The 25,920-nt window shown below is 60.0% G+C and carries 21 protein-coding genes and 1 other RNA gene; 6 read left to right on the top strand and 16 right to left on the bottom strand.

What is annotated here, in order from left to right; translation table 11 throughout:
- Positions 1-183 precede the first annotated feature (183 nt).
- The 3 genes from AC6H1L_RS16955 to mfd all read left to right on the top strand — a co-directional run bounded on the left by AC6H1L_RS16955 (position 184) and on the right by mfd (position 6,892).
- Positions 184-1,386, top strand: a complete 1,203-nt coding sequence (locus tag AC6H1L_RS16955) for a metallophosphoesterase family protein (protein ID WP_497598655.1) — start codon at positions 184-186, stop codon at positions 1,384-1,386.
- Between the two features lie 100 nt (positions 1,387-1,486).
- The gene (pth, locus tag AC6H1L_RS16950) at positions 1,487-2,995 is read left to right on the top strand and encodes an aminoacyl-tRNA hydrolase (RefSeq protein WP_497598654.1); all 1,509 of its coding nucleotides are present in this window, start codon (positions 1,487-1,489) and stop codon (positions 2,993-2,995) included.
- A gap of 594 nt (positions 2,996-3,589) precedes the next feature.
- Positions 3,590-6,892: a transcription-repair coupling factor gene (mfd, locus tag AC6H1L_RS16945; RefSeq protein WP_497598653.1), complete on the top strand. Its 3,303-nt coding sequence runs from the start codon at positions 3,590-3,592 to the stop codon at positions 6,890-6,892.
- Positions 6,893-6,990: 98 nt separating this feature from the next.
- Here mfd and AC6H1L_RS16940 read toward each other — a convergent pair whose 3' ends face one another.
- The 6 genes from AC6H1L_RS16940 to AC6H1L_RS16915 form a co-directional block, all read right to left on the bottom strand.
- On the bottom strand, positions 6,991-7,608 hold the full coding sequence (locus AC6H1L_RS16940; RefSeq protein ID WP_497598652.1) for a DUF4388 domain-containing protein: 618 nt from the start codon (positions 7,606-7,608) through the stop codon (positions 6,991-6,993).
- Positions 7,609-7,988: 380 nt separating this feature from the next.
- Positions 7,989-9,224, bottom strand: a complete 1,236-nt coding sequence (locus tag AC6H1L_RS16935; RefSeq protein ID WP_497598651.1) for a hypothetical protein — start codon at positions 9,222-9,224, stop codon at positions 7,989-7,991.
- Between the two features lie 42 nt (positions 9,225-9,266).
- Positions 9,267-11,498 (bottom strand): DUF2079 domain-containing protein, encoded by a 2,232-nt coding sequence (locus tag AC6H1L_RS16930; RefSeq protein ID WP_497598650.1) that lies wholly within the window; start codon positions 11,496-11,498, stop codon positions 9,267-9,269.
- Positions 11,488-12,672 (bottom strand): lysylphosphatidylglycerol synthase transmembrane domain-containing protein, encoded by a 1,185-nt coding sequence (locus AC6H1L_RS16925; protein WP_497598649.1) that lies wholly within the window; start codon positions 12,670-12,672, stop codon positions 11,488-11,490. The genes AC6H1L_RS16930 and AC6H1L_RS16925 overlap by 11 nt, the downstream gene beginning before the upstream one ends.
- Positions 12,669-13,706 carry a glycosyltransferase family 2 protein gene (locus tag AC6H1L_RS16920; RefSeq protein ID WP_497598648.1) on the bottom strand — a complete coding sequence of 346 codons (1,038 nt, stop codon included), beginning with the start codon at positions 13,704-13,706 and terminating at the stop codon, positions 12,669-12,671. Before AC6H1L_RS16920 ends, AC6H1L_RS16925 begins: the two co-directional genes overlap by 4 nt.
- 222 nt (positions 13,707-13,928) lie before the next feature.
- Positions 13,929-14,696 (bottom strand): glycerophosphodiester phosphodiesterase, encoded by a 768-nt coding sequence (locus tag AC6H1L_RS16915; protein ID WP_497598647.1) that lies wholly within the window; start codon positions 14,694-14,696, stop codon positions 13,929-13,931.
- A gap of 311 nt (positions 14,697-15,007) precedes the next feature.
- Here AC6H1L_RS16915 and fxsT point away from each other — a divergent pair, with 311 nt between their 5' ends.
- From fxsT to ssrA, 3 genes are all read left to right on the top strand, one after another.
- A complete protein-coding gene (gene fxsT / locus AC6H1L_RS16910; RefSeq protein WP_497598646.1) occupies positions 15,008-17,950 on the top strand; it encodes an FxSxx-COOH system tetratricopeptide repeat protein in 2,943 nt (980 codons plus the stop codon).
- Between the two features lie 152 nt (positions 17,951-18,102).
- Positions 18,103-18,480, top strand: a complete 378-nt coding sequence (locus tag AC6H1L_RS16905) for a thioesterase family protein (RefSeq protein ID WP_497598645.1) — start codon at positions 18,103-18,105, stop codon at positions 18,478-18,480.
- Between the two features lie 154 nt (positions 18,481-18,634).
- Positions 18,635-19,002: a transfer-messenger RNA gene (ssrA, locus tag AC6H1L_RS16900) on the top strand.
- 15 nt (positions 19,003-19,017) lie between these two features.
- Here the strand turns inward: ssrA and AC6H1L_RS16895 are convergent.
- The 10 genes from AC6H1L_RS16895 to AC6H1L_RS16850 form a co-directional block, all read right to left on the bottom strand.
- Positions 19,018-20,298 (bottom strand): tyrosine-type recombinase/integrase, encoded by a 1,281-nt coding sequence (locus AC6H1L_RS16895; RefSeq protein WP_497598644.1) that lies wholly within the window; start codon positions 20,296-20,298, stop codon positions 19,018-19,020.
- Positions 20,299-20,301: 3 nt separating this feature from the next.
- Positions 20,302-20,454, bottom strand: coding sequence for a helix-turn-helix domain-containing protein (locus tag AC6H1L_RS16890; RefSeq protein WP_497601562.1), 153 nt, complete (start codon positions 20,452-20,454; stop codon positions 20,302-20,304).
- Positions 20,455-20,664: 210 nt separating this feature from the next.
- Entirely contained in the window at positions 20,665-20,985 is a 321-nt protein-coding gene (locus AC6H1L_RS16885; protein WP_497598643.1) for a hypothetical protein, read from the bottom strand.
- A 30-nt stretch (positions 20,986-21,015) separates the two neighbouring features.
- Positions 21,016-21,417, bottom strand: coding sequence for a hypothetical protein (locus AC6H1L_RS16880; RefSeq protein ID WP_497598642.1), 402 nt, complete (start codon positions 21,415-21,417; stop codon positions 21,016-21,018).
- A complete protein-coding gene (locus tag AC6H1L_RS16875) occupies positions 21,383-21,907 on the bottom strand; it encodes a DUF488 family protein (protein WP_497598641.1) in 525 nt (174 codons plus the stop codon). Before AC6H1L_RS16875 ends, AC6H1L_RS16880 begins: the two co-directional genes overlap by 35 nt.
- Positions 21,908-21,939: 32 nt before the next feature.
- Positions 21,940-22,152: a hypothetical protein gene (locus AC6H1L_RS16870; RefSeq protein ID WP_497598640.1), complete on the bottom strand. Its 213-nt coding sequence runs from the start codon at positions 22,150-22,152 to the stop codon at positions 21,940-21,942.
- Between the two features lie 73 nt (positions 22,153-22,225).
- The gene (locus tag AC6H1L_RS16865; protein ID WP_497598639.1) at positions 22,226-23,692 is read right to left on the bottom strand and encodes a radical SAM family protein; all 1,467 of its coding nucleotides are present in this window, start codon (positions 23,690-23,692) and stop codon (positions 22,226-22,228) included.
- On the bottom strand, positions 23,689-23,922 hold the full coding sequence (locus tag AC6H1L_RS16860; protein ID WP_497598638.1) for a hypothetical protein: 234 nt from the start codon (positions 23,920-23,922) through the stop codon (positions 23,689-23,691). The genes AC6H1L_RS16865 and AC6H1L_RS16860 overlap by 4 nt, the downstream gene beginning before the upstream one ends.
- A gap of 64 nt (positions 23,923-23,986) precedes the next feature.
- Positions 23,987-24,847 carry an ATP-binding protein gene (locus AC6H1L_RS16855; protein ID WP_497598637.1) on the bottom strand — a complete coding sequence of 287 codons (861 nt, stop codon included), beginning with the start codon at positions 24,845-24,847 and terminating at the stop codon, positions 23,987-23,989.
- Entirely contained in the window at positions 24,848-25,915 is a 1,068-nt protein-coding gene (locus AC6H1L_RS16850; protein WP_497598636.1) for a winged helix-turn-helix domain-containing protein, read from the bottom strand.
- Positions 25,916-25,920 lie beyond the last annotated feature (5 nt).

Here is a 25,920-nt window from a genome sequence, read left to right as displayed (position 1 = left end):
AGTTCCCAGGGCAGCCTGGTAGCTCTCCCTCCCGGCATCGTCCACTCTGCCGGGCGTGTCGCGCGGGGCGCGATTCTGGTCTATCTTGCCAGCAGGACAGACTGGTCAGGTGGGCACAAACATGATAGAATAAGCTTTACGACCTGACCATGCTCGCACTAACCTTTGGCACAAAGGACAGCAATGCGTTACGCCGTTTTCAGCGATATACACGCGAACCTGGAAGCACTGGAAGCAGTGCTGGCTAAGATCGATGAACTCTCTAAAGAGAAACCCATCGATCAAATCTGGTTTCTGGGGGATCTGGTTGGCTATGGCCCAGATCCCAATGCCTGCATTTCTTTGCTGCGCGAGCGCACTGATGTGATCATCGCTGGGAACCATGACTGGGCGGCGGTGAATAAAATCGATCTTGACGACTTTAGCGCTGCGGCCCGCATCTCCGCCGAGTGGACAGCCCAGCAATTGACAGAGGAGCACCGCGAGTTTTTGGCTAATCTCCCTGAGCGCCTCGATATCGGCGATGTCACCCTCGTGCACGGCAGCCCTTATGGGCCTCTCTGGGAGTATCTGACCTCTGAGGTGCTGGCTGAGCGCAGTTTCCAGCATTTCACCAGCCGCTTTTGTTTCGTGGGCCATACTCATATTCCAGTGATCTTCCAGCAGCCAATGAGCCTTCATAAGACCAGTAGCGCCGGCGCTTCCAGGGAGCATACGCAGAAAACGGCATCTGCTGCGACCACCGTCGCCGATGCAGGCAATGCTGAGGAGACCGGCGCCGGTGGTTCAGAACAGCCTGTCTCCGCCAACCAGAGCGAAGGCGAGAAAGGGAGGCCATCAGAGGAAGGCTCTTGCGATCAGGGGCTTCAGGGCGCCGCGAAGACGCCGGCCGCGGCTACGGCTCGCGAAGCCGCTACTGCTGAATCCAGCTCCACGGCAGAAGAAACGCTTAGTGCCGCTCATTCCTCCGAGCTTGAGCCCGATGGACAGCAGGAGGAATATGCCGATATTGTGGCGGCCCTAGAGGCGATCGAATCACGGACTTCTGAGGAGGAGATTCTGAGTGCCGAGGATCGCCTGAATAGCGAGATCGAGGAGTTGCTCGCTTTGCTCGGCCTCAGTCAGAGCATGATCAAGGTCACAAATGAGATGCTGACACCCCCAGAAGGCCATTGGGACCCCCCCGCCGGTTACCGCGCGATTATTAATCCCGGCGGTGTCGGCCAGCCGCGCGATGGCGACCCACGTGCCGCTTTTATGATTTACGATACGGAATCTGGATTCGAGTTCTACCGAGTACCATACGATATTAAGAAGACGCAAGAGAAAATTATTAAGGCCGGGCTGCCCCAATATCTGGCCGTGCGTCTGGCCTACGGTCGCTAGCGGCTCGTAGCTATCTGCCGCATTTCTAATGACTCTCTGCGCCGAACCTTTCTCGCATCGAACATACATCATAGATGGGAAGCGCTAAAGCTGACAATAGATGAAGCTGATTGTTGGATTGGGCAATCCTGGCCCGCAGTATGCGCCGACGCGTCACAACGTCGGCTTCCGTGTAGTTGAAAAGCTGGCTCAGAAGCTGGGTTGGCGCTGGAGCGAGGAGCGTAGCCGGGCCTTGTTGGCCAGTGGTTTACTTGGGGCCGAGAAGGTCATCCTAGTGAAGCCCCTGACTTATATGAATCTTAGCGGCGAGGCCGTGGGAGCCCTTGCCCGCTGGTATCGGCTTTCTCCTCAAGATATCCTGGTCGTCTGCGATGACCTGGACCTGCCTGTCGGACGCCTACGCCTGCGTGCTCGCGGCAGCACGGGCGGTCATAACGGTCTGGAAAGCATCGTCCAGCATTTGCATAGCGATCAGTTTCCGCGCTTGCGCATAGGCATCGGACGTCCGACTGACCGACGCGTGAGCGTGGTCGATTATGTATTGGGGGTGCCGCCACCGACCGAGCGCACTCAGCTTGACCAGGCCGAGGATGAGGCTGTAGCAGCTATTGAGCTGGTGCTCGCGCGCGGCCTGGAGGCAGCGATGAGTGTGGTCAACAGCGATCCAGAGTCCCGCCGTCGCTTAGAGGAGCAGCGTCAGCGCCAACACGCCCGCCGGCCCCCGATCCAACTGGGTATGGTTGCCCGCCTCTTCCCTACCCATTGGCGGCCCCTACGTGAGGAGATCACCTTTGCTCGCTCATGTGGCTTCCAATGGCTACAGCTCCGCGGTTCAGAGGCTGGACTCTCCGAGCAGGAGCTAGGCGATTCGTTTGAGTCGCTCGCTGTGGCTCTACGCGAAGCTGGCCTGACCTGTGCTTTAGAGATTGCGCTCTCGCTGGGCGAGACAGGGACAACGGCAAGTGGGGCGACGCTGGTCACGGTGCTGCGCGCCAATCTCACTGCGATTCGCTGCTTACCATGCAGCCGCGTGCATTTTCATCTGTTGGCCTCTCTCAGCAGTCCCGAAGCCCTGTCGGGCCTGGAAGAGCGCCTGGTACCAGCTCTGCAGGAAGCGCAGGCACTTGCTGCCGCCCAGACTCCCCCTTTCTTGTTGGGCATTGAGCAGAACGAGCCTGCCGCTGGCCTTTTTGCCCAACCTGCTCGCTGTGCCTGGCTGCTGGAGCAGGTGCCCGGTTTGGGCCTGGTCTGGGATGTCAATCATACCGCACCTGAGAGCGTGGAGGACTATCTGAGGCTGGCTCCGCGCATGATCCTGGTCCATGTCTCAGATACGCCGCTACCACAGTTAAATTATCACCTGCCTTTAGGGTTGGGAACCCTGGACATTGAGGGCTACTGTGAGGAGCTGCTTGCGCGCGGCTTTGCTGGTCCTGCTATCCTGGAAATCGGAGGGACTCCCCGCTCTGGCGGCTTTGGCCGCGATAGCGATGAGGCACTACAAGCCTCGGCTCAGCGCCTGCGTGCTGCCCTCGGACGGGCTTATGCCCGTGTACGCAGCCGGTCAGCCGGAGATACCACAGGCCAGGCGTCTTTAACGTCCAGGTAGGGGCCGTTCGTTGCCTCCTCCGAGACACTCGCCCTGCGGTTCCCCCTGGCCGACTCAGTCCTGGTTGTGATAAGATGAACTATAAGAAAAGCAGGCCCGGGAGGAATGCAGCCCCGAGCGGATCTGACTCGCGCTTAGGCCAGTTCACTGGCGATAGCATCGCGCTGGCCTGGCTAGTTGATTGATTCTGTTAGAAAAGCCTGTTCTCTCGACAGAGATGGTTCGCTGTGCTACACTAGGGATGGCCTACGCGGGCCATCTCCTCTTCGTCTCACCAGCCAGCGCCAGAGGAGCGGGTGATCATTCTTATACCGCACCCGCTCAGTTAAGCTCTCAGCAATACGCACAGCAGACCAGTCACCAAGAAAACTTACTCGGTGTTGTGAGGCAAGATTGACACTCCAAGGCTTACTACCATTACTCACCCAGCGAACAGATTTCAAACGACTACTCAGGCGGCTGCGTGCTGCTGAAGGGCTGCCGGTTCTTGACGCAATTACCGAACCGGCTCGCCCGTTCGTCATCGCCGCGCTGGCGGCAGCATATGAGCAGCCACTGCTAATCATAACAGAAGATGAAGAAGGGGCGCGCCAGATGGCTGAGGGCCTGAGCGCTTTCGCCCCCGAGGGCAGCCAGGTTCTCTACTTCCCTGGCCGCACCGCCCTGCCTTATGAGCGCCTGCTCAGCGACGCCGAGACAATACAAAAGCGCATGCAGGTGCTCATCCGTTTAGCGCGGCGCGAACCACGCCTGTTGCTCATTTGCGGAGCGCGAGCGCTGACGCAGCCACTCATGCCGCCCCATGAACTGGAACGCACGCTGTACGAGCTGCAACAGGGTGAAGAGCTAGACCTCTCGCTGCTGTTAGAGCACCTCTACAACCTGGGCTACGAGCCAGTAGCGGAGGTTGAGGAACCTGGCCAGTTCAGCCACCGCGGGGGGATTGTCGACTTTTTTCCTCCCACCCTATCCCGACCGGTGCGTGTCGAATTCTTTGGCGATCAGGTTGAGTCGCTGCGAACCTTCGATCCGGAGACCCAGCGTTCGCTCAACCCACTCACAAGCTGCCTCATTGGCCCGGCGCGCGAAGCGTTGCCAACGCGGGGAGCCCAGGCGGCACGCGAGCTAGAGAAGCTTGATCTACGTATCCTCCACCGCGATGCCGAGGAGCGCTGGCGGCGCGATCTAGAGCTGCTGCGCCAGGGCCGTTCCTTCGAAGATATCGCCTTCTACCTACCATACTTACACGAGCCGGTCACGCTCCTCGATTACCTGCCTCGGGATGCGCTCATTATTCTCAATGAGCCTGAGCATATCCAAAACCGCATTCGCGACCTGGACGCCCAGGCTCAGGAGATGAAAGCGCGTCTGGAAGCGGAGCGAGAGAATCCAGCCCACCTGCGACCGGCGCATTTTTGCTGGGAAGACCTGCATGTACGCCTGCAGCAGCGCCGTCAGCTTCACTTTGCAGGCATTCTCTCCGCCACGGGAGAGCCCACTTCTGACGGCGCTCCCATGAGCGGCCAAGAGCCATTGCTCCCGGCCTGCAGCAGCGCGAACTCTTACGGTGGACGCATCCGGGCTTTCGTCCACGATTGCCGCAAGGCCCTGGCTAACCGTGAGCGCGTCGTGGTTGTCACTGCCCAGGCACGTCGCCTGGCCGAAGTCTTTGCCGACGACGCCAGCACCGAAGAAGAAGGGCCGCTTCATGTCAGCCCCGGCAGCAGCATCAAGGAGCTGCCCCCGGAGGGTAGTCTCACCCTCATTCAGGGACATCTGGCCGAGGGTTGGCAAGCGCGAGCTTTGGGCTTGACCGTCTACTCTGACACCGAGGTCTTTGGTTGGTCCAAACGTCGCCCGGCCCAGCGGCGCCGGCCAGTTACTCCAGCCTCCTTCCTGACCGAGCTGAATCCTGGCGACTATGTTGTCCACCAGGAGCACGGCATCGGGCGCTTCGAAGGCCTGGTCAGAATGAATCTGACCGGGGTCGAGCGCGAGTATTTGCTGATCCGCTACGCCGGTAACGACAAGCTCTATATCCCGACGGATCAACTCGACCGCGTGACACGCTATATTGGCATGGGGGACGCTGTACCGGCGCTCAGCAAGCTCGGCACTACCGAATGGACACGAGCCAAGGCGCGCGTAAAAGAGAGCGTCCAGGACATCGCCCGCGAGCTGCTGCGGCTTTATAGCTTGCGCGAGACCACCGAGGGGCACGCCTTCCCACCCGATTCCGAGCAGCCGTGGCTGAAAGAGTTAGAGGACGCCTTCCCGTACGAGGAGACCCCTGATCAGGCACGCGCCATTGAAGAGGTCAAGGCCGATATGGAGCGCCCCAGACCGATGGATCGCCTGGTCTGCGGTGACGTTGGCTATGGCAAGACTGAGGTTGCCCTGCGCGCCGCTTTCAAGGCCGTGCTCGACCAGCGTCAGGTAGCCGTGCTGGTGCCCACCACCGTCCTGGCACTCCAGCACTACAACACCTTCAAGGAGCGCCTCAAGCCCTATCCTGTGCGCGTCGAGCTGCTCAGTCGCTTCCGTTCCGAGAAAGAGCAAAAGCAGATCCTGGAAGACCTCGCCTTGGGGAAGATCGACATCATCATTGGCACCCATCGCCTGCTGCAGAAAGATGTCGTCTTCTTCCAGCTCGGCCTGCTCATCATTGACGAGGAGCAGCGCTTTGGCGTGATGCACAAAGAACGGCTCAAGCAATTGCGCACTGAAGTTGATGTTCTGACCATGACGGCCACGCCGATTCCGCGCACCCTCCACATGGCCCTGGTCAACCTGCGCGACATGAGCGTCATCGAGACGCCACCGCAGGAGCGATTGCCGATTCGTACCGCCATCCGCGAGTACGATGAAGGGCTGATTCGTGAGGTGATCCTGCGCGAGCTTGATCGCGGCGGCCAGGTCTTCTTCGTCCACAACCGCGTCGCAGGCATTCAACAGTTGGCCCAGAAGCTCCAACAGCTTGTACCCGAGGCGCGCATCGCCGTGGCCCACGGGCAAATGAATGAAGAGCAACTGGAGCGCATCATGCTCGGCTTCGCCAACGGCGAATACGACGTCTTGGTCTCTACCACCATCATCGAAAACGGCCTGGATATTCCCAACGCCAACACCATCATCGTCAACAATGCGGCCCATTTCGGGCTGGCGCAGCTCTACCAGTTGCGTGGCCGCGTGGGGCGCTCAGCTCAGCAGGCATATGCCTACTTCCTCTACAATAAAGAGGCCCGGCTGACGCCTCTGCAGGAGAAGCGTTTGCGCGCAATCTTCGAAGCTACCGAGCTGGGAGCAGGCTTTCGGATCGCCATGAAGGATCTGGAGCTACGTGGCGCCGGCAATCTGCTCGGAGCAGAGCAATCAGGCTTCATGAACTCGGTGGGCTTCGATCTCTATTGCAAGCTCCTGGCGGAGGCTGTGCAAGAGCTGCAAGGGAAGAAAGAAGAAACAGGCACGCCAGGGGTCACCATTGACCTGCCTCTGGATGCCTATCTACCGGATGAGTATATTGGGGATCGCACCCTCAAGGTCAATTTCTATCAGCGGCTCGCTAACCTGACCACCCATGAACAGGTGGAGGCGATTACGGCAGAACTCACCGACCGCTTTGGGGCCCCACCGCCCCCGGTCCAGAACTTGCTCACCCTCATCCGGCTCAAGATAGAGGCGGCGCATCAGGGCATTGAGGCCATCTCGCTCAAAAACAATGAACTGGTGATCACCGTCAGACGCTCGGTGATTCCCAATCGTGTCGCGCTCTACCACCGCTTCCGCAACGAGGCACGCGTACAACAGGGTGTCATCCGCATCCCACGCCGCCTGCTGGGGCCGAACTGGTTGCAGCAGTTGAACGAGCTGCTACCTATGATGACCACGGCTGCCTGACCTGCTTGCCTGGCCAGCAGGCGGACAGCTTGAGAAGAAGAGCGGTTCACTAACTGCTGCCCTCGCGGGCCGGCCTTGCCAGCTAGCCGCCTGCCCGGTCAGACAGCGACTAATCCCTGCTCTTGCAGCTCAACAAGGATGCGCTCGATTTCCTGTACGCTCTTCTTCGTACAGCGGGCCAGATCAGCTACCGTGCGCCGCCCGTCGACAAGGAGATAGACCGAGCGCTGTCGCCGGCTTAACAGCGATAAGACACTGAGATCGTCGCTCAAGCGCCGGGGCACCAGCCATTCGAGGCCGGGCCTGTAGCTGCTACCATATGTAGATATGCCAATATATCCAGCAGCATCATCGTTGACCTTCTCCGGCGCCAGAGGGAGCTGAGGATTCCCCTCGCTGCGCGCTACACTGGGCAGCAAGGGAGTCAGGCGTGCCACAGGAAGAGGGGAACTATCTGGGCGAATGGGGTAAGGAGCGTCTGGGAAAAAGGCAAAGCGAATCGGGCTCCAGGTTAGCAGGAGATTCAGAGCATCCTGGCCAGAGAGCTGGCCGGCGGCGGCATAGACAGGTCGGCCAGCGCGCAAATAGATCTCCCCCTCCTCAAGCTGACCATTGCGCAGACGCTCGACACTCAGTAGCCCTGTTTGTTGCCTTGCACGGAAAAATTCCAGCACGGGTAGAAGGCTATCAGCAGCATTCTCACGACCTTTAGCCATTAGGCATAACACTCCCTCTCAGGGTCCCTCCTAACAAGAGCCACCCGCCTCCCTTTAGGAAGCATCCGTTCTCTTGCCGGTTACTAGAGCGGGTAAGCTGCAAAACGCTGTATCCCCAGGTCTTAAAAATCCTCGTATTGCTATACGTGTTATACCATAGCCATACGGGAGCGGGAAGGTGTAAAAAACATAAATATTTCCATAGGGAAGATTTTTAACGAAATTTTTATGGAGGTCCTGTTTTCAAAGGTAGGAGCACTTCATGCTATAACAAGTAAAAGAAAGGCCCTGTGAAGGAAAACTGAGCTATAAGCAAGAGATTGTTTTGCCTCTGGAGAGGCGGCTGACTCTCCAGAGGCAACCTGTCGAGCAGTGCAGCATTAGGGGCGAAGCTGACGTGTATGCATGAGGAAGAACATCAGCCCCTGCTTATAATCCATTGGGCTGGCCTTACCATTCCTGAGCACCTGAGCAATCAAATTCAGCAAGCTTGAAATAACCTGCAAGCGCGTCTGCTCAAAGCCGTCCTGGCGCCGCAGCAGTTCGATCAACTGAGAGGGGCTCTGACCAGAAATATCCAGGCCCAGGCGCACCGCCTCCAGGCGCAGCCAGAGCACGAGCTGCTGACGCATCTCCTCAAAAATCGTCACATCCTCATTGGCCGGCAGAGGGGTTCCCTCGGCAGGCGCAGGCATAGCTGAGCGCCCGCCCGCCGGTGTTCCCACGGGAGAGCGAGGCTGGACCGGCACCGGCGCAGTTGACGAAGCCGCCTGGGCCGCCGGAGGCTCTGTCGGCTGAGGGCCGGGCTGCGAGAGCTTTCCCGAAGAGCGGCGCACGGGAGGAACCGGCGTGCCTGCCGCTGCCGGGGGCGAACCGGGCAAAGCGCGCGACGGAATAGGAGGAGCGCGCCGTGCTGGAGGCGAGGAGGCTGACGCAGCAGAGGCAGCCGCAGCCGGACGTTCCTCTGCCGTCGCGGGCGTTCTGCCGGCGGCCACCGTGCCTGACACCGTCGGCAAGGGCATGGCAGGCCGTCCCGGAGCTGAGGGCAAGCTCGTGCCTGCCTGGCGGCTCTCATAGCCATCCATCTCTCCGCGCAGCTCCTGCAGCTGCTGCTGGAGCAACAGAGTGGACTGGCTGATCTGCTCCCATGTTAACTCAGGCTCAGGGGTCGCGCGAGTCGTGGCCCAGGAAGGCACGGGCCGCGGGCTACCGAAAGAGGACCTTTTCTTCTGCGGATTGGCCAGGTGGGCGCGGAGACCCTCGGCCACCGCCTGGGCTGAAGTAGTAATCAGCATGCGCACATCGGCCATGCGCTTACGCCCCTGGTTGCCAAAAAACGCCCGATTGCGCTGCACAAAGTGGATAAAGAGGCGCTCAATATAGGTTTGCAGCTCCGGCGACATCACGTCCACGCGGTTCCAGGCCGTGAAGTCGACCGAACTCAAATAGAGCCAGACCTCCTTGCGTTTCGCGCTATCGACCGGGCGCATCCGCAAAGACTCGGTTCGATAATCGTAAAATCGCGGGTAGCAGAAGTTAGCGATCAAAGTCTCCGCCAGCTCAGCTTTCAAGCGTCCCATTTCTGCTAGCGGGAGTTGACCAAGCAAAACTCCCATGCCACGAACCCTTTCTACGCGCACTCAGCGGCGCCTCTGAAGTTAGCGAACAAATACGCTCGTCAACTGCAACTCCCGTGCATCCGGCACGGCCCTCACTGCCCCGGATGCACCTTGGACCTGCACAGGCAGTCTGGCCTGCACATCCATCATTGTACTGCCCGAACGGCTCGCAGGTACAAGCGCAATAGAAATATGGGCTAGCCCGGGAGCAACATGGACAGAGCCAAGACTGAAAGCCAGCGTTTTCAGTCTCTGGATCTGACCAGGCTGCCAGGTAGTAGTAGGACAAAAAGCGAAGCCTGGAAAATCCTGAGACAAGAGGTGCTCCCGACCGGCGCTATCCCTGAGCAAGACCAGCAAGTCGAGTGCTGGCAGCGAGGCGCTTCTAGCTCGCAGATAGAACGTAAACTGGAGATAGGTTCCCTGATCAAGGGCAGCCGGTGTTGGCGTACTGTAGCCTACCACATCCACCAGAGGTTTCGCTCCATCGGCGCTCGTGAAGGTGGCAGTGATCGGATGCTCGACCTGCTGCGCTCCGACCCATTGGAAGGAGCAAAAGGCCTTCGGCAGAGCAGGCAGGGCTGCTGGCCCGCCAGATACCGACGAGACCGGGGAAACACCGGGGGCCGGCAGACCGCGTTTGAGCAGCAGATAACCGTCCTCAGCGGCCACGATCCCGTAGTGTCCGCTCGAGAGCACCTTCTTGACCTCGGAGACATAGCTGCCCAGAAAGAGCGGATACATATCGCTGGTCACATCCAGGAAGACATAATCGGCCTGCTCATCGGCATAGGGAAAAAGATAGATGTGCTGGCGATGGCTGAGATGGGGAACAAGGGCCGACTGAGCAGAGACGGAGGCCTCTGGCGGAATCATCTGGATGAAACGCTCAGCGAGCTGGGTGTGAGCATTGATAACCGGCCACTTGAAGCCCGGCGAGAAAGGGATCGTGCCGTGAGCGTCATCCGCCCGCACTGCTGAGAAGAGCAGATAGACCGTGAGCAAGGTCAGCAGTACGATCTGCCCCCAGCTTAAGGCGCCACGAGAGCGCGCCAGAGCCGAGAACGGGTTACGCACGGCCAGGCTCGCCTGCCAACGCCGCCAGGCCGCTATCATCCTCTGCCAGAGAAGGCCGGCCCACCGCAGAAGCCGCTGCGCTACCCATCCGATGACTACCACAGCCTCGATGCTGGCAAAGATCAGCACTGGCACGATCTCGGCATTATAGTGGTAAAGGCCGCTATACATATCAGGCTTTGAGCTTAGCAAATTGAGCGCCAGGGTTGGCACCGCCAGCACCAGTACCCAGGGCGCCAGGAGCGGTAGATAGCCAGTGGGACTGAGCACCTGGCGCAGGTAGAAGAAATGCTGTCGCTCAAAGACATAGTTTTTCAATATAGTGAGCGGGTGAAGCAAGATATTTTTAGCAATATCGAGCGGCCCATTGCCCAGATGAGCATAGCGCGAGGCCAGCAGCGGCCCACCAGCAAGGCGCGTAATCACCAGCTCCAGCCCAATCCAGCCCAGAGCCAGCAGCACCAGACCCAGACCCGAACGCCAGCGACGCTGGAAGAGTAGCGACCAGAGGCCAAAGAGGGCCACCAGGATAGGGATCTCCTCTTTGCAGGCCATAGCCAGCACGGCGCAGACGAAGAGCCACACCGTCTGTCTGGTGTACATAAAGTAGAGAACGAACAGCAAAAGTGCCGATGTAAAAGTGACGGCGTGAAAGTCATTGAGCAGGGCCAGGTTCTGGAGAGGATGCAAAAGGTAGAGCAGCGCAAAGCCGCTGGCAATCCACTCATTGCGCAGGCGGAGGCGAGCCAGCCAGAAAGCAGGGAAAGCTCCAGTGGCTACGACCAGCGTTTGCAGCACCAGTAAAGTTTTTGGGGTGGCCCAGAACAGATAGAACAAGGCCACCAGGAAGAGCACAGGCTCAAAGTGAATGGCGAAACGACTAATGCCATTGAGGCTATAGCAATTCGTATCGCCGACAATATTGCAAATCGTTTGACGGGGGATGGCGCCATGAAGAATTGACCAGACCGCCTGATCCATAATCCCCAGATCCTCGGCGTTGGTCTGGAAAGCATCCTGCCGCGCCGTCAAGTACCAGATAAAGAAAGCAGAAAAGAGCAGAGCAGCCAGCGTCACCAAAGCCGTCGCAATCCAAAAAGAGCGACGGCGCGGCAGCGGCTCAGGAGGGGGATAAAGATAAAGACGGTTCCAGCAGACAGCCAGCCACTTACGCAGAGCAAAGCTACTGTTCATATCCCCTCCCTCCCTCAAAGGGAGCGACCGACGCCTCAGAGGCTGCGGCCTGCGGGGCAGGTTCTGCCTGCTCTGTCGATAGCTCATCAGCAGTGATGGCCTCCGCTGCCAGTGAATGAGCCTCATCCCTTAAGGCCGTCGGCTGTTGACCGAGTGGCTGCGGTTGCGCTCCCTGCGGCTGTTGCCGTTGCTTCTGCTCCTCCGCCTGCTCGGCGCGAATCTGCCGCACCTGGCGCAGGCCACCGAGGTAGGCTACGCTGACACACAGTAGCTCAGCCAGCGTCGAGACCAGGCGCGAGAGCAGAGCCATCACGTAGCCGAGCGCCGTAGGCAGCATAGGTAAGGAGAAGGCGAAGAGTAGTGCTATGGCCCCTTCACGGAAGCCTAGCCCACTCGGTGTAATAAACGAGATAAAACCGATATCCCACCCCAGGGAATAGATGCCGATGCAGATTGGCAAAGCGCTCACTGGCGTCGCAGGCCACAGCGCCAGTACCAGCACATAGAAGGCCAGGCCCGCTATCAACCAGCTCAGGCACCAAAAGAGCGAGACGAGCAAAATATCGCGATAACGCAGCGCCAGCCTTACTGGCTCGCGCCTCAACAGACGCAGCGCCAGATTGAGGAAGCCTCCCAGGACGCGCGGATGCAGACCGATAAGCACCGCCAGCACAGCTGCAGCGCTGAAGGCCAGAAAGAAGAGGCCCTGGGTTGAGCCGAGGGCATGGACATCGTGCCAAAATAACAGACTGAGAGCGAAGACGAAGGCCCCCGTTGCCAGCTTAGTCACCAGCTCCACCACCATACTGGTGAAGGCCAGCGAACGCGGTACCCCATACTTTCCGACCCAGAGGATGCGCGTCAGCACATGCCAGACATTGCCGGGAATATAGCGCACAAACTCCGAGGCCAGATAGATACGCAGGCTGGCACCCAGGGGCAAATGATAGCCCAGACGAGCCAGGACATTTTTCCAGATCAGCCCGAATGAAAGCTCCTGCAAGACGAAGCCCAAGAAAGCCAGACCCAACAGAACAGGATTCCACTCGAAGCGATGGGAGGCCAGCGCGCTCCAGTTATTCCTCACCTGGATGGCGAAGAAAGCCAAGACGATGACCGGCAGGCCGAAGCGCACCAGCACCTTGCCCCAGCGTAGAAGGATCGCTCTGCTCATTGGACATCGATTTCCTGCTTAATGCTATATTCCTCCCCTGGCTGGAAGGCATAATGACGGATCATCTCACTCTGTAGGCCCACCAGAACAAACTGCACCCCGAAGATCATCAATAGAATGCCAACGAAGAGCATTGGCTGCGTATGAATAGGCTGATTCTCGATCAGGCGGCTGCGAATCACCACCCAGGCATCGATTAGTAGCCCCAGCACAAATGTCCAGAAACCAAAAGGCCCAAAGAAACGCAAGGGTGTGCGCAGAAAAGTGGTCAGGAAAAGCACATTGAGCAGATCGATCAGCCCACGAGCGAAACGCCGGGCCCCAAATTTCGAAACCCCAAAGCGACGGGGATGATGGCGGACCTTGATCTCCGTCACACGGTAGCCGCGCCACTGGGCCATGACCGGGACAAAGCGATGGAACTCGCCATAGAGTTTTAGATGGACATCATCGATCACTTCGCGCCGATAGGCTTTGAAACCATTATTGATATCATGCAGTGGCACGCCGGTCAGCGTTCTGACCAGAGCATTGAAGACGCGCGAGGGGAAGGTTTTAGTGATAGGGTCAAGGCGCGGATATTTCCAGCCGGAGACCAGATCATAGCCTTCCTCAAGCTTCTCCAGGAAGCGCGGGATCTCAGCAGGGTCATCCTGGAGATCGCCATCCATTGTAAAGACAATCTCTCCCCGACAGCGGCTAAAGCCCGCCACCAGCGCCGGCGTTTTACCGAAATTCTTGCGGAAGCGAATGACCCGCACGATCCCGGGATGCTCATCGTGCAGCGCCTTCACTTCGGCAAAGGTGTTATCGGTGCTCCCATCATCAACAAAGATCACCTCATAGGATTGGCCAAGCTGCTCAAGCTGGGCAGTCAGCCGTTCGAAGAGAGGGCGGACATTCTCCTGTTCGTTCATAACCGGGATGACGACCGAGATCGCCACACGCTGCCTTCCGTTCTTCTCGGCAGTGGTAGCGACGGCGGTGTCCGCTCGCTGGGGAATGGCTAGCGATGACATTTCCATCTGCTGCATACTCTTGGGTCTCCACAAACGCTGAGTTTAGGCTCATGCCTGCTCTCCGTGCGCCGGCCTATTATAGCATACTGCCGCTCCCTGACAGTAGCTGATGGTACCTTTACATATGGGGGAAGGGAGAACCACCTCATTGGATCTAGAACGAGTGACTGCAGAGAAAGGACACGTTTCCCCCTGAAGGGATGAGGTCTTGACCTGTGTATTGACTCAGCCGGCGACTTATGACAAAGCCTCGAACAGATCAGGCTGATCACTGGTCAGGGCATCGACGCCGCTCGCCGCGAGCATACGGAGGCGTTCGGCGCTATTGACCGTCCAGATCCCCAGTTTCAGGCCATAACTGTGAATGAGGGCCGGATGCTCCGGCTGAAAGAGGGCGTCTTCCAGATCCAGCCAGTCACAGCCTAGCTCGCGCACCTGTTCCAGCAGCGTATCCAGCGCCTGGCCAGCCTGGGGGTCCCAGATCTCTTCGGAAACGATAGCGCCCGTCTGCATTTCCGGCGCCAGGCGCTTGATCTCGGGCAGCAAATACCAGTCAAAGGAGATGACGACAGCCTGATCGAGCATGCCGCACTGCCGCAATTCGCTGACGACGGCCTCGCCAATGCCTGGATAGCGTCCGTAGACACTCCCGCGCCGGCTGGGCTTGATCTCGATCCAGACGAGTCGCTGCCCTTTGACAACTTCGAGAGCTTCACGCAGGGTCGGAATACGTTGCGGCTCCGGCCAGCCACCGGGGAAACGCGCCGCAGCGTTTAGACTGCGCAGATAGGCGAAGTCCAGATCGAGAATGTTTCCCCGACCATCGGTGAGCCGCTCAACCGTCGCATCGTGGAAGACAATGAGCTGGCCATCACGACTCATCTGAACGTCTAGTTCAATGGCATCAACTGGTAATGCTAACGCCCGTCGAAAGGCTGCCAGGGTATTCTCTGGCGCGAGCCGCGCCCCGCCGCGATGTGCGATACGCTGAACTACACTTACCATACATCACTCCATATAGAATGGTACACTATTTTTTAGATAAATTTCTCTAGCGAAGCAGATAGGCCGTATCGGCTCTGAAGCCGATAGGGAGCAAGGGGCATGTTGGATTCCTCGCCTCATTTATTGCGACCTCGCTCTTAGTGAGTGTATACTAGATGTGTAGCCACTGTACAAGATGCACGTTACCTTCGTGTTTCGTCCGAAGGGCGTTCATCCTTTCTCTCTGTTCACCAGGCAATGAAGAACCCTGGGCTTCCCGGCGGTAGGGCAAGGAACTGCCCTTGTTTCACACAGACGCAAGGAGCCAGAACATGGCAGTGAAGGTCTTCCTGGCCTACACCTTCAAAGATGAAGCCGCGCGCAATGAACTTATCAATCACCTCTATCAACTTCGCTGGCAAGGTCTCATTGCCGATTGGGAGGAGCGTGCTACGGGTCAGGGTTTTTCCTGGCAAGGAAGCGATGAGATCAGTTCTGCCCTGGAACGAGCGCAGCTTATTCTCCTGCTTATCAGCCCTGACTTTGTGCACTCTGCTTACTGCTATAGTCCAGAGCTGAAAGTGGCCCTCCAGCGTCATGCAGCAGGTCTGGCGTGTGTGATCCCTGTGCTCGTGCGACCGACTGAGCGTGAAGACACGCCGTTAGCTGATTTAGCGGTTCTGCCGACGAACGGCGTGGCGATTAGCGCCTGGGAGGATCGTGAAGCGGCCTGGGAGCAGGTAGTGACAGAGCTTCGTACCTGGCTCTCTGCCGCTGCTGCTATGAGTACGGCGGCTTCCTCTGCTGCTGCCATGCGTTTGCCGCCTCCGCCGGCGCCGCGAGCTACTGCAGCGGCGGCAGAGCCAGCCTGGTCCAGGCCCTCACCCTGGCTTGTGCCTTATCGGCGTAATCCTCTCTTTTCTGGACGTGCTTCGTTGCTCACCTATCTGCACGACATTCCTATTAGCAACAAGGCCAGCGCCGTTACGCCACCACAGGTGGTGAGCGGACCGGCCGGTAGTGGTAAAACACAGCTTGCTCTCGAGTATGCCTATCGTTACGGCCATGAGTATGAAGCCGTCCTCTGGGTCAATGCGGCCAGTCGTCAGCTGCTTATTCATGAGTTGACACGTATTGCTGAAGCGCTAGAGCTGCCCGAGCGCTCGCTTCCTAATCAGTATCTGGTGGCGCTGGCGGTTCGTCGCTGGTTGGAAAAGACTCCGGGCTGGCTGCTCATCTTGGACAACGTTGGGAGTGCCGATACGGTGCGTGATCTCCTGCCCGTAGGGGCGCGGGGACACTTGATTCTCCTGGCGCGTCAGCCGCTGGCGCTCTCCACAGCACAGCATGTGACGCTTGCGCCGCTTGCGGCTGAGGAGGCAGCCCTGTTGCTGCTGAGGAGTGCGGGGGTGCTCCCGGCGGAGGCAGCCCTTGAAGATGCTCCGCCAGCGGAGGCCAGTCGAGCAGATGAGCTGGCTGCGATGCTTGGCTCTAACCCTCTGGCGCTTGTTCTGGCTGGGGCTTATATTGAGACGGAGCAATGCAGCCTCAGCAGCTACTTGAATCTCTACAAACAGGCCAGCGTTGAGCTTCAGCGGCAGCGGAGCGCCGGGCTGGTTACCCATCTCGCTGAAGGCCTTCCCGAGTCGCTCGCTGCCGTGCTCTACATCAGTCTCTCACGCGTTGAGCGTACCAGCCACAGTGCCACTGAGCTGTTGCGTCTCTGCTCGTTCCTTCAGCCTGATCACATTCCTTTAGAGCTGCTGGTAAACGGCGGTGGCGAATTGGAAGAGAGCTTACGTCAGCTCTTGCTGGAACACTTTGATCTGCTGCGGTTGATCCATGAGTTGCGTCGCTTTGCGCTAGTCGACTACAGTCGGGGGACATTGGTTCTTCATCGGCTGGTAAGTGCCTTTGTGCGCCAGCGTCTCAGCCGCGAGTCGCGTCTTTTGTGGGCAGAGCAGACCATTCGTCTGGTAGAGAGTGCCTGCATGAGCGAGGCCGCCCCTCCTGGGGTTCTCTGTCGGGCCTATCTGCCGCACTTGCTGACCTGTGCTCGTTGGATTGAGGAGTGGCAGCTTGTCAGCCCCGATGCCGCCTGTTTATTGGAGCAGACGGGCTATTACCTGCAGCGCTGTGTGGCCTATCGTGAGGCTGAGCCGCTCTTACGCCGTGCGTTGGCTATACGTGAGCAACAGCTTGGGCCAGAGCATCCTGAGTTAAGCGCCAGCCTCTATAATCTTGCGCTTTTCTATGAGGAGCAAGGTCGATCCCACGAGGCGGAAACTCTCTATCGACGGGTGGTAGCCATTGAAGAGCGCCAGAGCGGGGCTGATCGCCAGGGTTTAACACGGGCTCTCTATCGTCTGGCCTTGCTTTATCGCGACCGTCGCGATTTTGAGCGCTCTGAGTCGCTGTTTCTCCAGGTCTTGGAGAGCTGGCAGCAGGAGCTAGCCCCAGAGCATCCGCTGCTCGCTACGCTGTATCACGAGCTGGCGACGCTCTATCGGCTGCAGGGACGCTACGAGCAGGCTGAGATCCTTTATCAACGGGCGTTAGGTCTGCGCCAGCAGTCGCTAGGTGGTGATCATCCGTCTGTGGGCCAGACGCTCAGTGCTTTGGGAAGCCTCTACCACGCCCAGCGGAAGTATGAGCAGGCCGAGCGCTACTATCTGCAGGCTCTGGCGATCCATGAGGGTTTGCCTTTAGCTGAGCAGTTGGATCTGGCGACGACCTTGAATAATCTGGCTCTGCTCTATCGCGAGACTGGCCGTTATGGGCAGGCCGAGCTGCTATATCAGCGGGCGTTAGCCATTTATCGGCAGCTTGTTGGCGATGAACATCCTTATACAGCAAGCTGTCTGGAAAATCTGGCGATGCTGTACCATGACCGTGGTGAGTATGAGCGAGCGGAGCCTCTCTATCAGAGTGCTCTCCAGATACGCGAGCGGACGCTCGGCGCTGACCATCCGGCACTGGCGGTCAATCTGAATAATCTGGCAACGCTTTATACTGTTTTGCACAAGTATGGTCCAGCGCGAACGCTCTTCAAGCGGGCCTTAGAGATCGGTGAGCGTGCCTTCGGCAAGAATCATCCGACCTACGCGCGTTTTCTCGAAAACTATGCCCTCCTGCTACAGCAAACGCGCCAGGTCAGCCGAGCACTCGAGTTGCGTGCGCGCGCCCGCGAGATTCAGACACGGCAAGCTCAAGGTTTCTCAGTGGGTCAGGCTGGAGCGGGAGCCGGTCAGGGTCAGGCTATGGCCTCCAGTTAGCCAGCAGTAGGCCAGGCAGAGCGCGATGTGAGGGACCAGTATTGTGAAGGATATAGTGCCTGCGGGCATGGAGACGCAGGAGACAGGCCTATGCTATGCTCCTGCGTTCTCCTTTGAGGAATATTAGACTACAAGAAAGGTGCGAGAGCGTAATGAGTTTGCAACCAGGGCTGAAGGGCGAGGCAAGCACGACAGTAGTGTATGAGAACACGGCTGCGGCTGTTGGGGCGGGTGGTGTTGAAGTTTTTGCGACTCCTATGATGATCGCTTTGATGGAGAATGCAGCCTGGCGAGCGGTGGCGGATTTTTTAGAGGAGGGGTATGTTTCGGTAGGCACGCAGGTCGATGTGCGGCATCTGGCGGCGACTCCGATCGGCCAGCGTGTGCGTGCTACTGCCGAATTGGTCGAGGTGGATGGCCGGCGCCTGGTCTTCAGGGTGGAGGCCTATGATGAGGAGAAGAAAATCGGGGAAGGTACTCATGAGCGTTTTATCGTTCATCTTCAACGCTTTTTGGAGCGCCTGAAATAATCCCCCCTTGCCCAGTGTTATATGGTGTGGTAGAATAAAGAGGCCACTAAGAGAGTGGTCTTCTATGAGATCCTTGAAGATCCTGCCTCTGATCGCCTAGACTGGCTAGGTGTGCATGGCGATCGGGGTTGATTCGCCCGATCGACCGCACTATGGGGATGTCGGGTTTCGACAGACAAGCTGTTGAAAGGATTGCAGGCCGAGGTGCCGGTACGCTCTCTCGTTAAACAACCGGCGAAAAAATAACTGCCAACAAGGCGAATTACTCCTACGCTCTCGCCGCTTAATTAGGCGAGCGTCGTCCCTCTGACCTTTGCCTGTGGGGTCAGATGCGGGCGTCGACGACATGGGCTGCGATGCCGATGACCACCCTCTAGTCGGCGTCTAAGACCAGAGGGTCAGCGCTGAGGAATCCTGTCGGTGGGAGTCCTCTGCGTGTAGGCAATACACCGACTAAGCCTGTAGGATATCCTTTAACAGGTTTGCCTGGACGGGGAGTTCGACTCTCCCCCATCTCCACCACTTTCAGACCACTCCTCATCTGCCTTCGGAGTGGTCTGTTTGCTCTGTGTCAGTCTGCGTGTCAGTTTGAGGGGTCGTCTGATGCCACAGGAGGTCCCACTGCTCCGCCGCTTTCCCCAGCATCTCAGGGAACACATGCGAATAAATGTCTGCCGTCACCTGGATGCTACTATGCCCTAACATGGCCTGAATGACCTTGATGTCCACCCCCATACTTCTCAGCAAGGTCGAGGCAGTATGTCTTAAACTATGGAAGGTCACCTTCAACCCCGCTGTCTTTGCCAGCCGTCCAAACGTCTTCTCCACGTATCTCGGGCTTAAATAGCCTCCACGCTGGTTGGGAAACACCAAGTCGTGATCCTGCCACTTGCTGGATTGGACTCGCTTTGCTTCCTCCTGCTTGGCACGATGCTGCTTCAAAAGCTCCATCGCAAATACTGGTAAGATGATGTGCCGTTTGCCTGCTTCTGTCTTCGGTTCATCTTCCACATATCCCACATGCGGAAAGTACTCAACAGTTTTGCAGACTTCCACGCTCCTCGCTTTCCAGTCAATATCCCCCCACGTGAGCGCAAGCAGCTCTCCCCTCCGCATCCCAGTGACTAGGGCCAGGATAATCATCGGCTCTAACCGATGTCCCCGTGCCGCCTCCAAGAGCCTGTGTACCTCCTCCAGTGAGAGCGCTTTCCTCTTGGCTCTCCCCAAGCGCGGTGGTCTAACAACGTCGCAGACATTCCAGGCAAGCATCTTCCAATCGACAGCAGTTTGGAGCGCTCGATGAAGCACTCCGTGGATATCCCGAATCGTTTTCGGGGACAGCGCCTGCAGCTTCTGTACATAGAATTTCTGGACCATCTGGGGAGAGAGCTGTTCCAGGCGTATTGATCCGAGCTGGGGAAGGATATGCGTCCGAATGAGTTTCCGATACTTGATATAGGAGCTGATCTTGATCGTGGGTTTATGAACCTCCTCTATCCAGTACTCCAGGTACTCCCGGACAGTCATCGTCCTATTAATCATCAGTCCTTCTTCTATCTCTCGATGCAACTTCCTTAACAACTTCACCCCTTCAGCTTCGCTCTTTACCCGGAACTGCTTTTGTTTCCCATCCTTGAAAGTAATCTGAGCAATCCACTGGTATCGGTGTAGCTGACTATCCCAGCGTTTGAACACTGAACCTTCTCCCTGAGCACGTCTCCTTTTCTTCATGTCTGCTTGACTCCTCCTTGAGAGAGAAGCCCTGCTCCCTCCCAGGAACAGGGAGACAGGGAAGCAGGGCTTCGCTTCGGGATGCATCGCTCAGAATTGATTTAACCACTGCTCCAGTTCATCTCGTCGAATACGCCTGATCCCTCGAATTTTCTTCGAAGGCAGTCCAGCTCGCAGATAGCTGTAGACTGTCTGACGACACACCTGGAGCAATACTGCCACGTCAGCAACACTGAGCCACATAGGGGAAGTTGCTTGCAGGTTCTTTTTCGTCGGGGTGGGCTGTTTCATCGGTTCTCCTTTCACTTGAGTCTGAGTCGGATAACAATGGCAGCCATACCTTTCCCGCCAGGAAGCCTTCTGGGAAGCGGGGCACCCAACGGGAAGCGATGGGCATGCCGCCGGCATGCGCAAGGAATTCGGACAGGAATAGTGAGAGAACCGCCAGGGGACTCAGGCCTCGTCGGGATAGGGACAGCACGGGTGCAGCGGCGGGTCCTGCTGCCCCGCCGGTAGCAGAGGAAACACTCCCGCTGAAGAGGCACACGCCCGCGCCTGGCGGATCACCTGCAGCAGGGTCTGCAGCTGACGCTGGTCCTCTTCGAGGACTTCGTCCGTGGGCGTGTGCACGCCCCGACGCTTTCGGCGGTCGAGATAGGCCCGCTCGCGGGCCAGCTTGCGCTCCAGCCAGTGCTCCCACATGCCCAGTTGCTCCGGCGATGTCCCGCAGAAGGGACAGCCCCCTGCCGCGGGTCCAGGTGGTGATCCTGTCATGTCAGCATCTCTCCCTCCTGGGGTGCTGGCTCACTCCCACAGGGTGGCCGCCGCGTGCTGTTCCAGGCCTGCCTGGCCCCCGCGGGCAGCGCCAGACGCACGGGTCAGGCGCCCCGGCCGACAGGAACCGCTGGATCGGTGCGTCTCTCCCTCAATACCGGCCAGCAGGGTCTCAAGGCGTGGGTCTGCCGGCAGCTCTTTCAGGAGCCGCTCCGTGGCCCTGGCCAAGGCCTGGAGGGCTTCTTCGGCGCTCATCTCCGCCAGGATGGCCTGCCTGAGTTCCTCCACGCAGGCGATCAGCTCCTCGACCCAGACCGCTGGGAGGATGGCGGAGAACCGCCTGACCAGGTCAGCGAACCGTTCACCCCCAGCCGCGCGGGCGCGCTCGATCAAGGGCTTACAGCCGTCTGGCAGTGTCTCTGGCGGCTTCATGGCTTGTCTCCTCCTGACTGCTCAACGCTCCCAGCCAGAGCTGCACCTGCTCCGGCTGCCAGATCGTCACGGCGGGATCAGCAGCCTGGACGGCCTCGCAGATGACCCGCCGATGACAGCGCCCGTAGACCGCGCAGCCGCAGAGCAGCAAGAGCGGCGACTGCCCCTGCTCCAGGAGCTGCAGCAGGGCTTGCACGCCTTGCGGGAGCGTATCGATGCAGATCTGGCCGGGCTCCCGATAGGCCCGGTTGCCCAGGAGCCGGCCGAGATCCAGATAGTGGCGCGCCCCATAGCGCCTCTGCAGCGCGGCCCCGGACCAGCCGGGGCAACGCGAGCGGGCGGACCAGCGCACATCCACCAGCAGCGCCGTGGGCAGGCAGGCGAGCGCCTGGGGAATGAGTCGACGATGCAGCCGGGCGCCATAGCCGACCGGGATGATGGCGCGCTGCAGCCAGCGCCGGGCGGCCTCACTGGATGCTCCTGTGATCATTGGTTCCTCCCTAGAAGTAGTCAGGGCAATCCTCATGCCAGCCCGTATGTACGAGAGAAGATGCTCTTCTCACACGCCGAGCAGATGATTTTCCGGCAGAACCAGCAGGTGGGCCGGTAGACCTCTGGCGGCACGTACTGGCCGCACTGGCCGCAAAAGCGCGCGAGGTGCAGCTGCTCGGCGATATAGCGCTCTTGTCGCGCGGCCTGCTGCAGCCGTTGGCGGGATGGGGGCTGTTGGAACATGGGTGACCTCCTTTCTGTAGGCCTCAGCGGGTCTAGCGCATTCCCAGCCGCTTCTCTCACGGCCGAGCGAACGTCAGAATGGTTTCGGTCTGCATGCGTCTCTATCTTCAGGTCTATCATGGGAGGTCTCCTTGCCATATCTGAGCACAGGCAGCGGGCCGCGCTGGAGCTCGGCCCGGAGTCGATAGCTGATGTGGCAGGCGCAGGGCATGCTGCTAATCACCCCCGCCTTCAGAAACTGCAAGGCCTCGCGCGGGTCCGCCTTGCAGGGCGTCGTCTGCACCTGCCCGAGGCCATAGCGCGCCAACAGCAGCCGCACCCAGCGATAGAGCCGCTGCTGTCGCGTCACCGACGGGCGATACTTGTGCGCCACCACCTTGGTCTCTAGCTCCCCCAGCAAGGGCGCCACCTGCTCCTCGGGCAAGCTCGCCCGCAGCACCCGTGGCATCTGCGGCGAGAAGCGCAGGATGTCCACCGTCATCCGCTTCAGCCGCGGCCCCAGGATGTCGCGGATCTGGGCAAACAGCTCGTGGTAGGCCTGCCGGTAGCCGGCCACCGGAATGATCGGCCCCAGCCGGATCGTATGATCCAGTGCCCCGTGGTCGATGGCCCAGGCCAGCCCCCGTAGCCGCGCCTCGGGCGGCGCTCCCCCCGGCTCAAACTGCGCCGAGATGGCCGCCGGGTTCAGACTGATCGCCACCAGGGCCAGCCGCCCTTCCAGCCGCAGGTACGGCTCATAGACCCCCTTGGTCAGCAAGAACGAGACGATCCCGCGCGCGCTGGCCAGGTCCAGGATGGTCTGCACCAGTGACCCCTGTCCCTGCTCGTCGACAAACCAGGGATCTTCTTCGACGGGGCCGCCCAGCTCCGCCCAGTTGACCACACTGCCCCGCGGGAGCTGCTCTAGCTCGGGCACGACGTCCTCCAGATTGAGGGCCACGCTTTTGATGCCCATGCCATGCAGGCCGCGCAGGTAGCAGAAGCTACAGGCGACCGGGCACACCCCCTGCGCATAGTTGCCGCGCAGGAAGCCGCGGATCGGTTCAGCCCCGCGCTCCTGTTCGGGCGGACGCGTGCCGGCAATCCAGGTCTGGCGGCCTCGGCGATAGGCCACGATCGGCGTCCAGGCCCCGCAGGTGGTGCCGGCGCCTCCGACAAAGGGGGCGATGAACTGCGGCTTGCCCGCTCCCCCGCGGCGGATCAAGCACAGCAGGCGCGCTTTGCGCCGGGCTTCCTCCTCCGCGGGCCAGAGCTGCCGATGCAGGGCCAGGGCCTCGCTGGCCACCTCGGTGCGACTGCGCAGTCGCCGCAGATGGACGGCGGCCACCAGCGGGGCCAGGGTCGCCGTCGCCTCGCGCGCCAGGTCCTCTTCGCGGGGACTGTGGGCGTGCAGCAGCAGGTGGGCGGGGCGCCCCGGCGCCAGGCGCTGGCGGTTGGTCAGCAGCCGCCGGGCACGCGCGAGCGCTGGCCCCGTGCTCACTGCCGCATCCAGGGTCACCAGATCGATCTCAGCCAGCCGCTCCAGCATGAAGGGGGTCATGGCCGTGACTCCTTGCTGCGACTCCTTGCTGCGCGAAACGCCGCCCGAGCCTCAGCCTCGTGTCTGCGCAGCAGCTCCTGGTCTTCCTGCTCCCATTGGGCCAGGAGCTGCTCGCGCTGCCTGTAGCATTCCTCCATGCGGGTCCAGTATCTGATAAATTCAACCAGACCGACCGCACAGAGCACCACCACTAGCCCCACCAGGGATGCCAGCAGCAATGTGTCATTCATGGGGAGTGCTCCTTTCTTCCTTTCGTGATGCGTACCGCTGCTGCTCCGATCGGGAGCAGCGCCATCAGGACAGGGCACGGGCCCGCTTGGGCAGTAACCGGTAGTCCGGTCCTTCCAGCTCAACCACGTGCGCCTCAGCCAGCAACCGCGAGACCCCCGCGGCTCCCAGCCAGGGCACGAGCTGATCTGGGGGATGATTGGCCGTCACCACCATGGCTCGCCCGCTCTGGAGCCGCTGATCCAACAGCCGATAGTACACCTCTTCCCGGAAATCACTGGGTTTGGGTTTATCCAAGTCATCTAGCACCAGCAAGGGCGTCTGCATCGCTTTCTGGAGGAGGCGCAGGTAGTCGTCGTCCTGGCGCAGCAGCACCTGGATCTGCTCGAAGAGAGCTACCGCGCTGGCGAACAGGCACGCCTGTCCTGCGGCTACCCGGGCGCGGGCAATGGCCGCCGCCAGATGGGTCTTGCCCACCCCAGGGGGGCCGACCAGCAGCAACGTGCCCTGGGGATCGTGCGCAAACCGCTGCGCTTCCTGCAAGGCGATCCGGCGCTGCCGCACGGTCTGGGGCGTATCGCCTGGGAGCATAGCAAGCCGGAACGACTCGAAGTGCCCAGCGGGATGGGCTGCTTGGGCCGGGGCCAGCCAGCCAAAAAGCTGGCTCGCCAGCAGCTGTCTCCGCTGTTCCTCCAGGAGGACGCGCTGCTGCGCTCGCTGCTGCTCCGCGCTCGCCGATACTTCGCAACCGCAGCGCAACCGGAGCCAGCGCCCGTCGTCCAGCGCGAGCGGCTCGACGACGGTCCCGCAGGCGGGACAGGTCCAGCGCGCCTCAGCTTGCGAGGCCGCGATGCGCTCTGGGGCAAACTGGCTGGCCAGCCGTGCCGGCACACGCAGGGCGGCCCCGAGTCGAGTGAATGCCCCCATTCAGCTCCCTCCCGCAGCGGCCCCGGGCTCCTGCGTCTCGGCCTGGCACGCTGCTTTCCAGGCCTGCCGCTGCACCTCCACATAGGCCCGATACTGGGCCATTGCATCAGACTGCCAGGCCGGTTCTGGGCGATGGGAACGAGTGCCCCGCCTGGAGGGCCAGCGACCGCTCTCCGGCCTGGCCGCGCTCGCCGGGCTGGCCCCCTCCGGCCCAGCTGCAGCCTCTTGTCTGGAGAGCAACGGTTCCTGAGCCTGGGCGACCTGGACGCGCTTGAGCCACCGCCGGAAAAAGCCCGGGGTCAGGCGCTGCTGCTTCTGATTCCTTCGCGGGTCCTGGATATACTCAACGCATTCGACTGCCTCGCCGCGCACGGCCGACCAGCCTATGGTCGCCGCGAATTCCTCGATCACCTGTCTGAGATGCCGTGAGAGCGGTATTCCCAGCATCTCGGCAATCTCCTGGCAGAGCGAGATCTCCCCGGCGCTGGCGCCGGCGCTGCTGGGGGCGGAGCGTGGTGGCACGGCCGGGCGAGGGAACGGGACAATCTTCTGCGCCTCGCACGCCTGCGCCGCCCCGTCTCCATCTCCTTCCTCTTCCCGTTCTCCTTCTCTTCCTCTTTCCTTTTCCCCTTCCTCTTCCTTTTCCCCTTCCCCTTCTTCTTCAGGTAGGAAAGCCCCGGGTTTCCCTGGATTTTCCTGGGGATTCCCACCCAGATCCGCTGCTGGCTCCGGCTCAGCGACCTGGGACGCTGGCGGTGGCGGCAACTGGGATGGGGTGGGCTTGGATAAGGACTGCCATTTCCTCCAGGTCAGCCACTGATAGTAGGACTGGCGCCCGATCTGGTAGCGCAGCAGCAGCCCCCGCTCAACCAACTGGCTGAGCGCCTCCTCCACGGCAGCTTCGCTGACGTTGAATAAACGGGCCAGTAGTCCAACATGGGCTCGCCCGCGCCCTTCGTCATCGGCCTCCAGGATGAGGCCGATGAAGACAACGCGGGCCTCGGGGGACAATTCAAAGAAATCTGGCTCTTTCAAGAGGGCCACAGGGATACTCCGGCTTCTCGCCATCGTTT

Source organism: Thermogemmatispora argillosa, from assembly GCF_059696725.1.
This window is presented reverse-complemented; position numbering and strand designations above follow the sequence as displayed.

Excerpts from the sequence above, each read along its gene's own strand:
- AC6H1L_RS16955 (WP_497598655.1), top strand. The coding sequence starts at position 184 with ATGCGTTACGCCGTTTTCAGCGATATACACGCGAACCTGGAAGCACTG.
- pth (WP_497598654.1), top strand. The coding sequence starts at position 1,487 with ATGAAGCTGATTGTTGGATTGGGCAATCCTGGCCCGCAGTATGCGCCG.
- mfd (WP_497598653.1), top strand. The coding sequence starts at position 3,590 with ATGGCTGAGGGCCTGAGCGCTTTCGCCCCCGAGGGCAGCCAGGTTCTC.
- AC6H1L_RS16940 (WP_497598652.1), bottom strand. The coding sequence starts at position 7,608 with ATGGCTAAAGGTCGTGAGAATGCTGCTGATAGCCTTCTACCCGTGCTG.
- AC6H1L_RS16935 (WP_497598651.1), bottom strand. The coding sequence starts at position 9,224 with ATGGGAGTTTTGCTTGGTCAACTCCCGCTAGCAGAAATGGGACGCTTG.
- AC6H1L_RS16930 (WP_497598650.1), bottom strand. The coding sequence starts at position 11,498 with ATGAACAGTAGCTTTGCTCTGCGTAAGTGGCTGGCTGTCTGCTGGAAC.
- AC6H1L_RS16925 (WP_497598649.1), bottom strand. The coding sequence starts at position 12,672 with ATGAGCAGAGCGATCCTTCTACGCTGGGGCAAGGTGCTGGTGCGCTTC.
- AC6H1L_RS16920 (WP_497598648.1), bottom strand. The coding sequence starts at position 13,706 with ATGCAGCAGATGGAAATGTCATCGCTAGCCATTCCCCAGCGAGCGGAC.
- AC6H1L_RS16915 (WP_497598647.1), bottom strand. The coding sequence starts at position 14,696 with ATGGTAAGTGTAGTTCAGCGTATCGCACATCGCGGCGGGGCGCGGCTC.
- fxsT (WP_497598646.1), top strand. The coding sequence starts at position 15,008 with ATGGCAGTGAAGGTCTTCCTGGCCTACACCTTCAAAGATGAAGCCGCG.
- AC6H1L_RS16905 (WP_497598645.1), top strand. The coding sequence starts at position 18,103 with ATGAGTTTGCAACCAGGGCTGAAGGGCGAGGCAAGCACGACAGTAGTG.
- AC6H1L_RS16895 (WP_497598644.1), bottom strand. The coding sequence starts at position 20,298 with ATGCATCCCGAAGCGAAGCCCTGCTTCCCTGTCTCCCTGTTCCTGGGA.
- AC6H1L_RS16890 (WP_497601562.1), bottom strand. The coding sequence starts at position 20,454 with ATGTGGCTCAGTGTTGCTGACGTGGCAGTATTGCTCCAGGTGTGTCGT.
- AC6H1L_RS16885 (WP_497598643.1), bottom strand. The coding sequence starts at position 20,985 with ATGACAGGATCACCACCTGGACCCGCGGCAGGGGGCTGTCCCTTCTGC.
- AC6H1L_RS16880 (WP_497598642.1), bottom strand. The coding sequence starts at position 21,417 with ATGAAGCCGCCAGAGACACTGCCAGACGGCTGTAAGCCCTTGATCGAG.
- AC6H1L_RS16875 (WP_497598641.1), bottom strand. The coding sequence starts at position 21,907 with ATGATCACAGGAGCATCCAGTGAGGCCGCCCGGCGCTGGCTGCAGCGC.
- AC6H1L_RS16870 (WP_497598640.1), bottom strand. The coding sequence starts at position 22,152 with ATGTTCCAACAGCCCCCATCCCGCCAACGGCTGCAGCAGGCCGCGCGA.
- AC6H1L_RS16865 (WP_497598639.1), bottom strand. The coding sequence starts at position 23,692 with ATGACCCCCTTCATGCTGGAGCGGCTGGCTGAGATCGATCTGGTGACC.
- AC6H1L_RS16860 (WP_497598638.1), bottom strand. The coding sequence starts at position 23,922 with ATGAATGACACATTGCTGCTGGCATCCCTGGTGGGGCTAGTGGTGGTG.
- AC6H1L_RS16855 (WP_497598637.1), bottom strand. The coding sequence starts at position 24,847 with ATGGGGGCATTCACTCGACTCGGGGCCGCCCTGCGTGTGCCGGCACGG.
- AC6H1L_RS16850 (WP_497598636.1), bottom strand. The coding sequence starts at position 25,915 with ATGGCGAGAAGCCGGAGTATCCCTGTGGCCCTCTTGAAAGAGCCAGAT.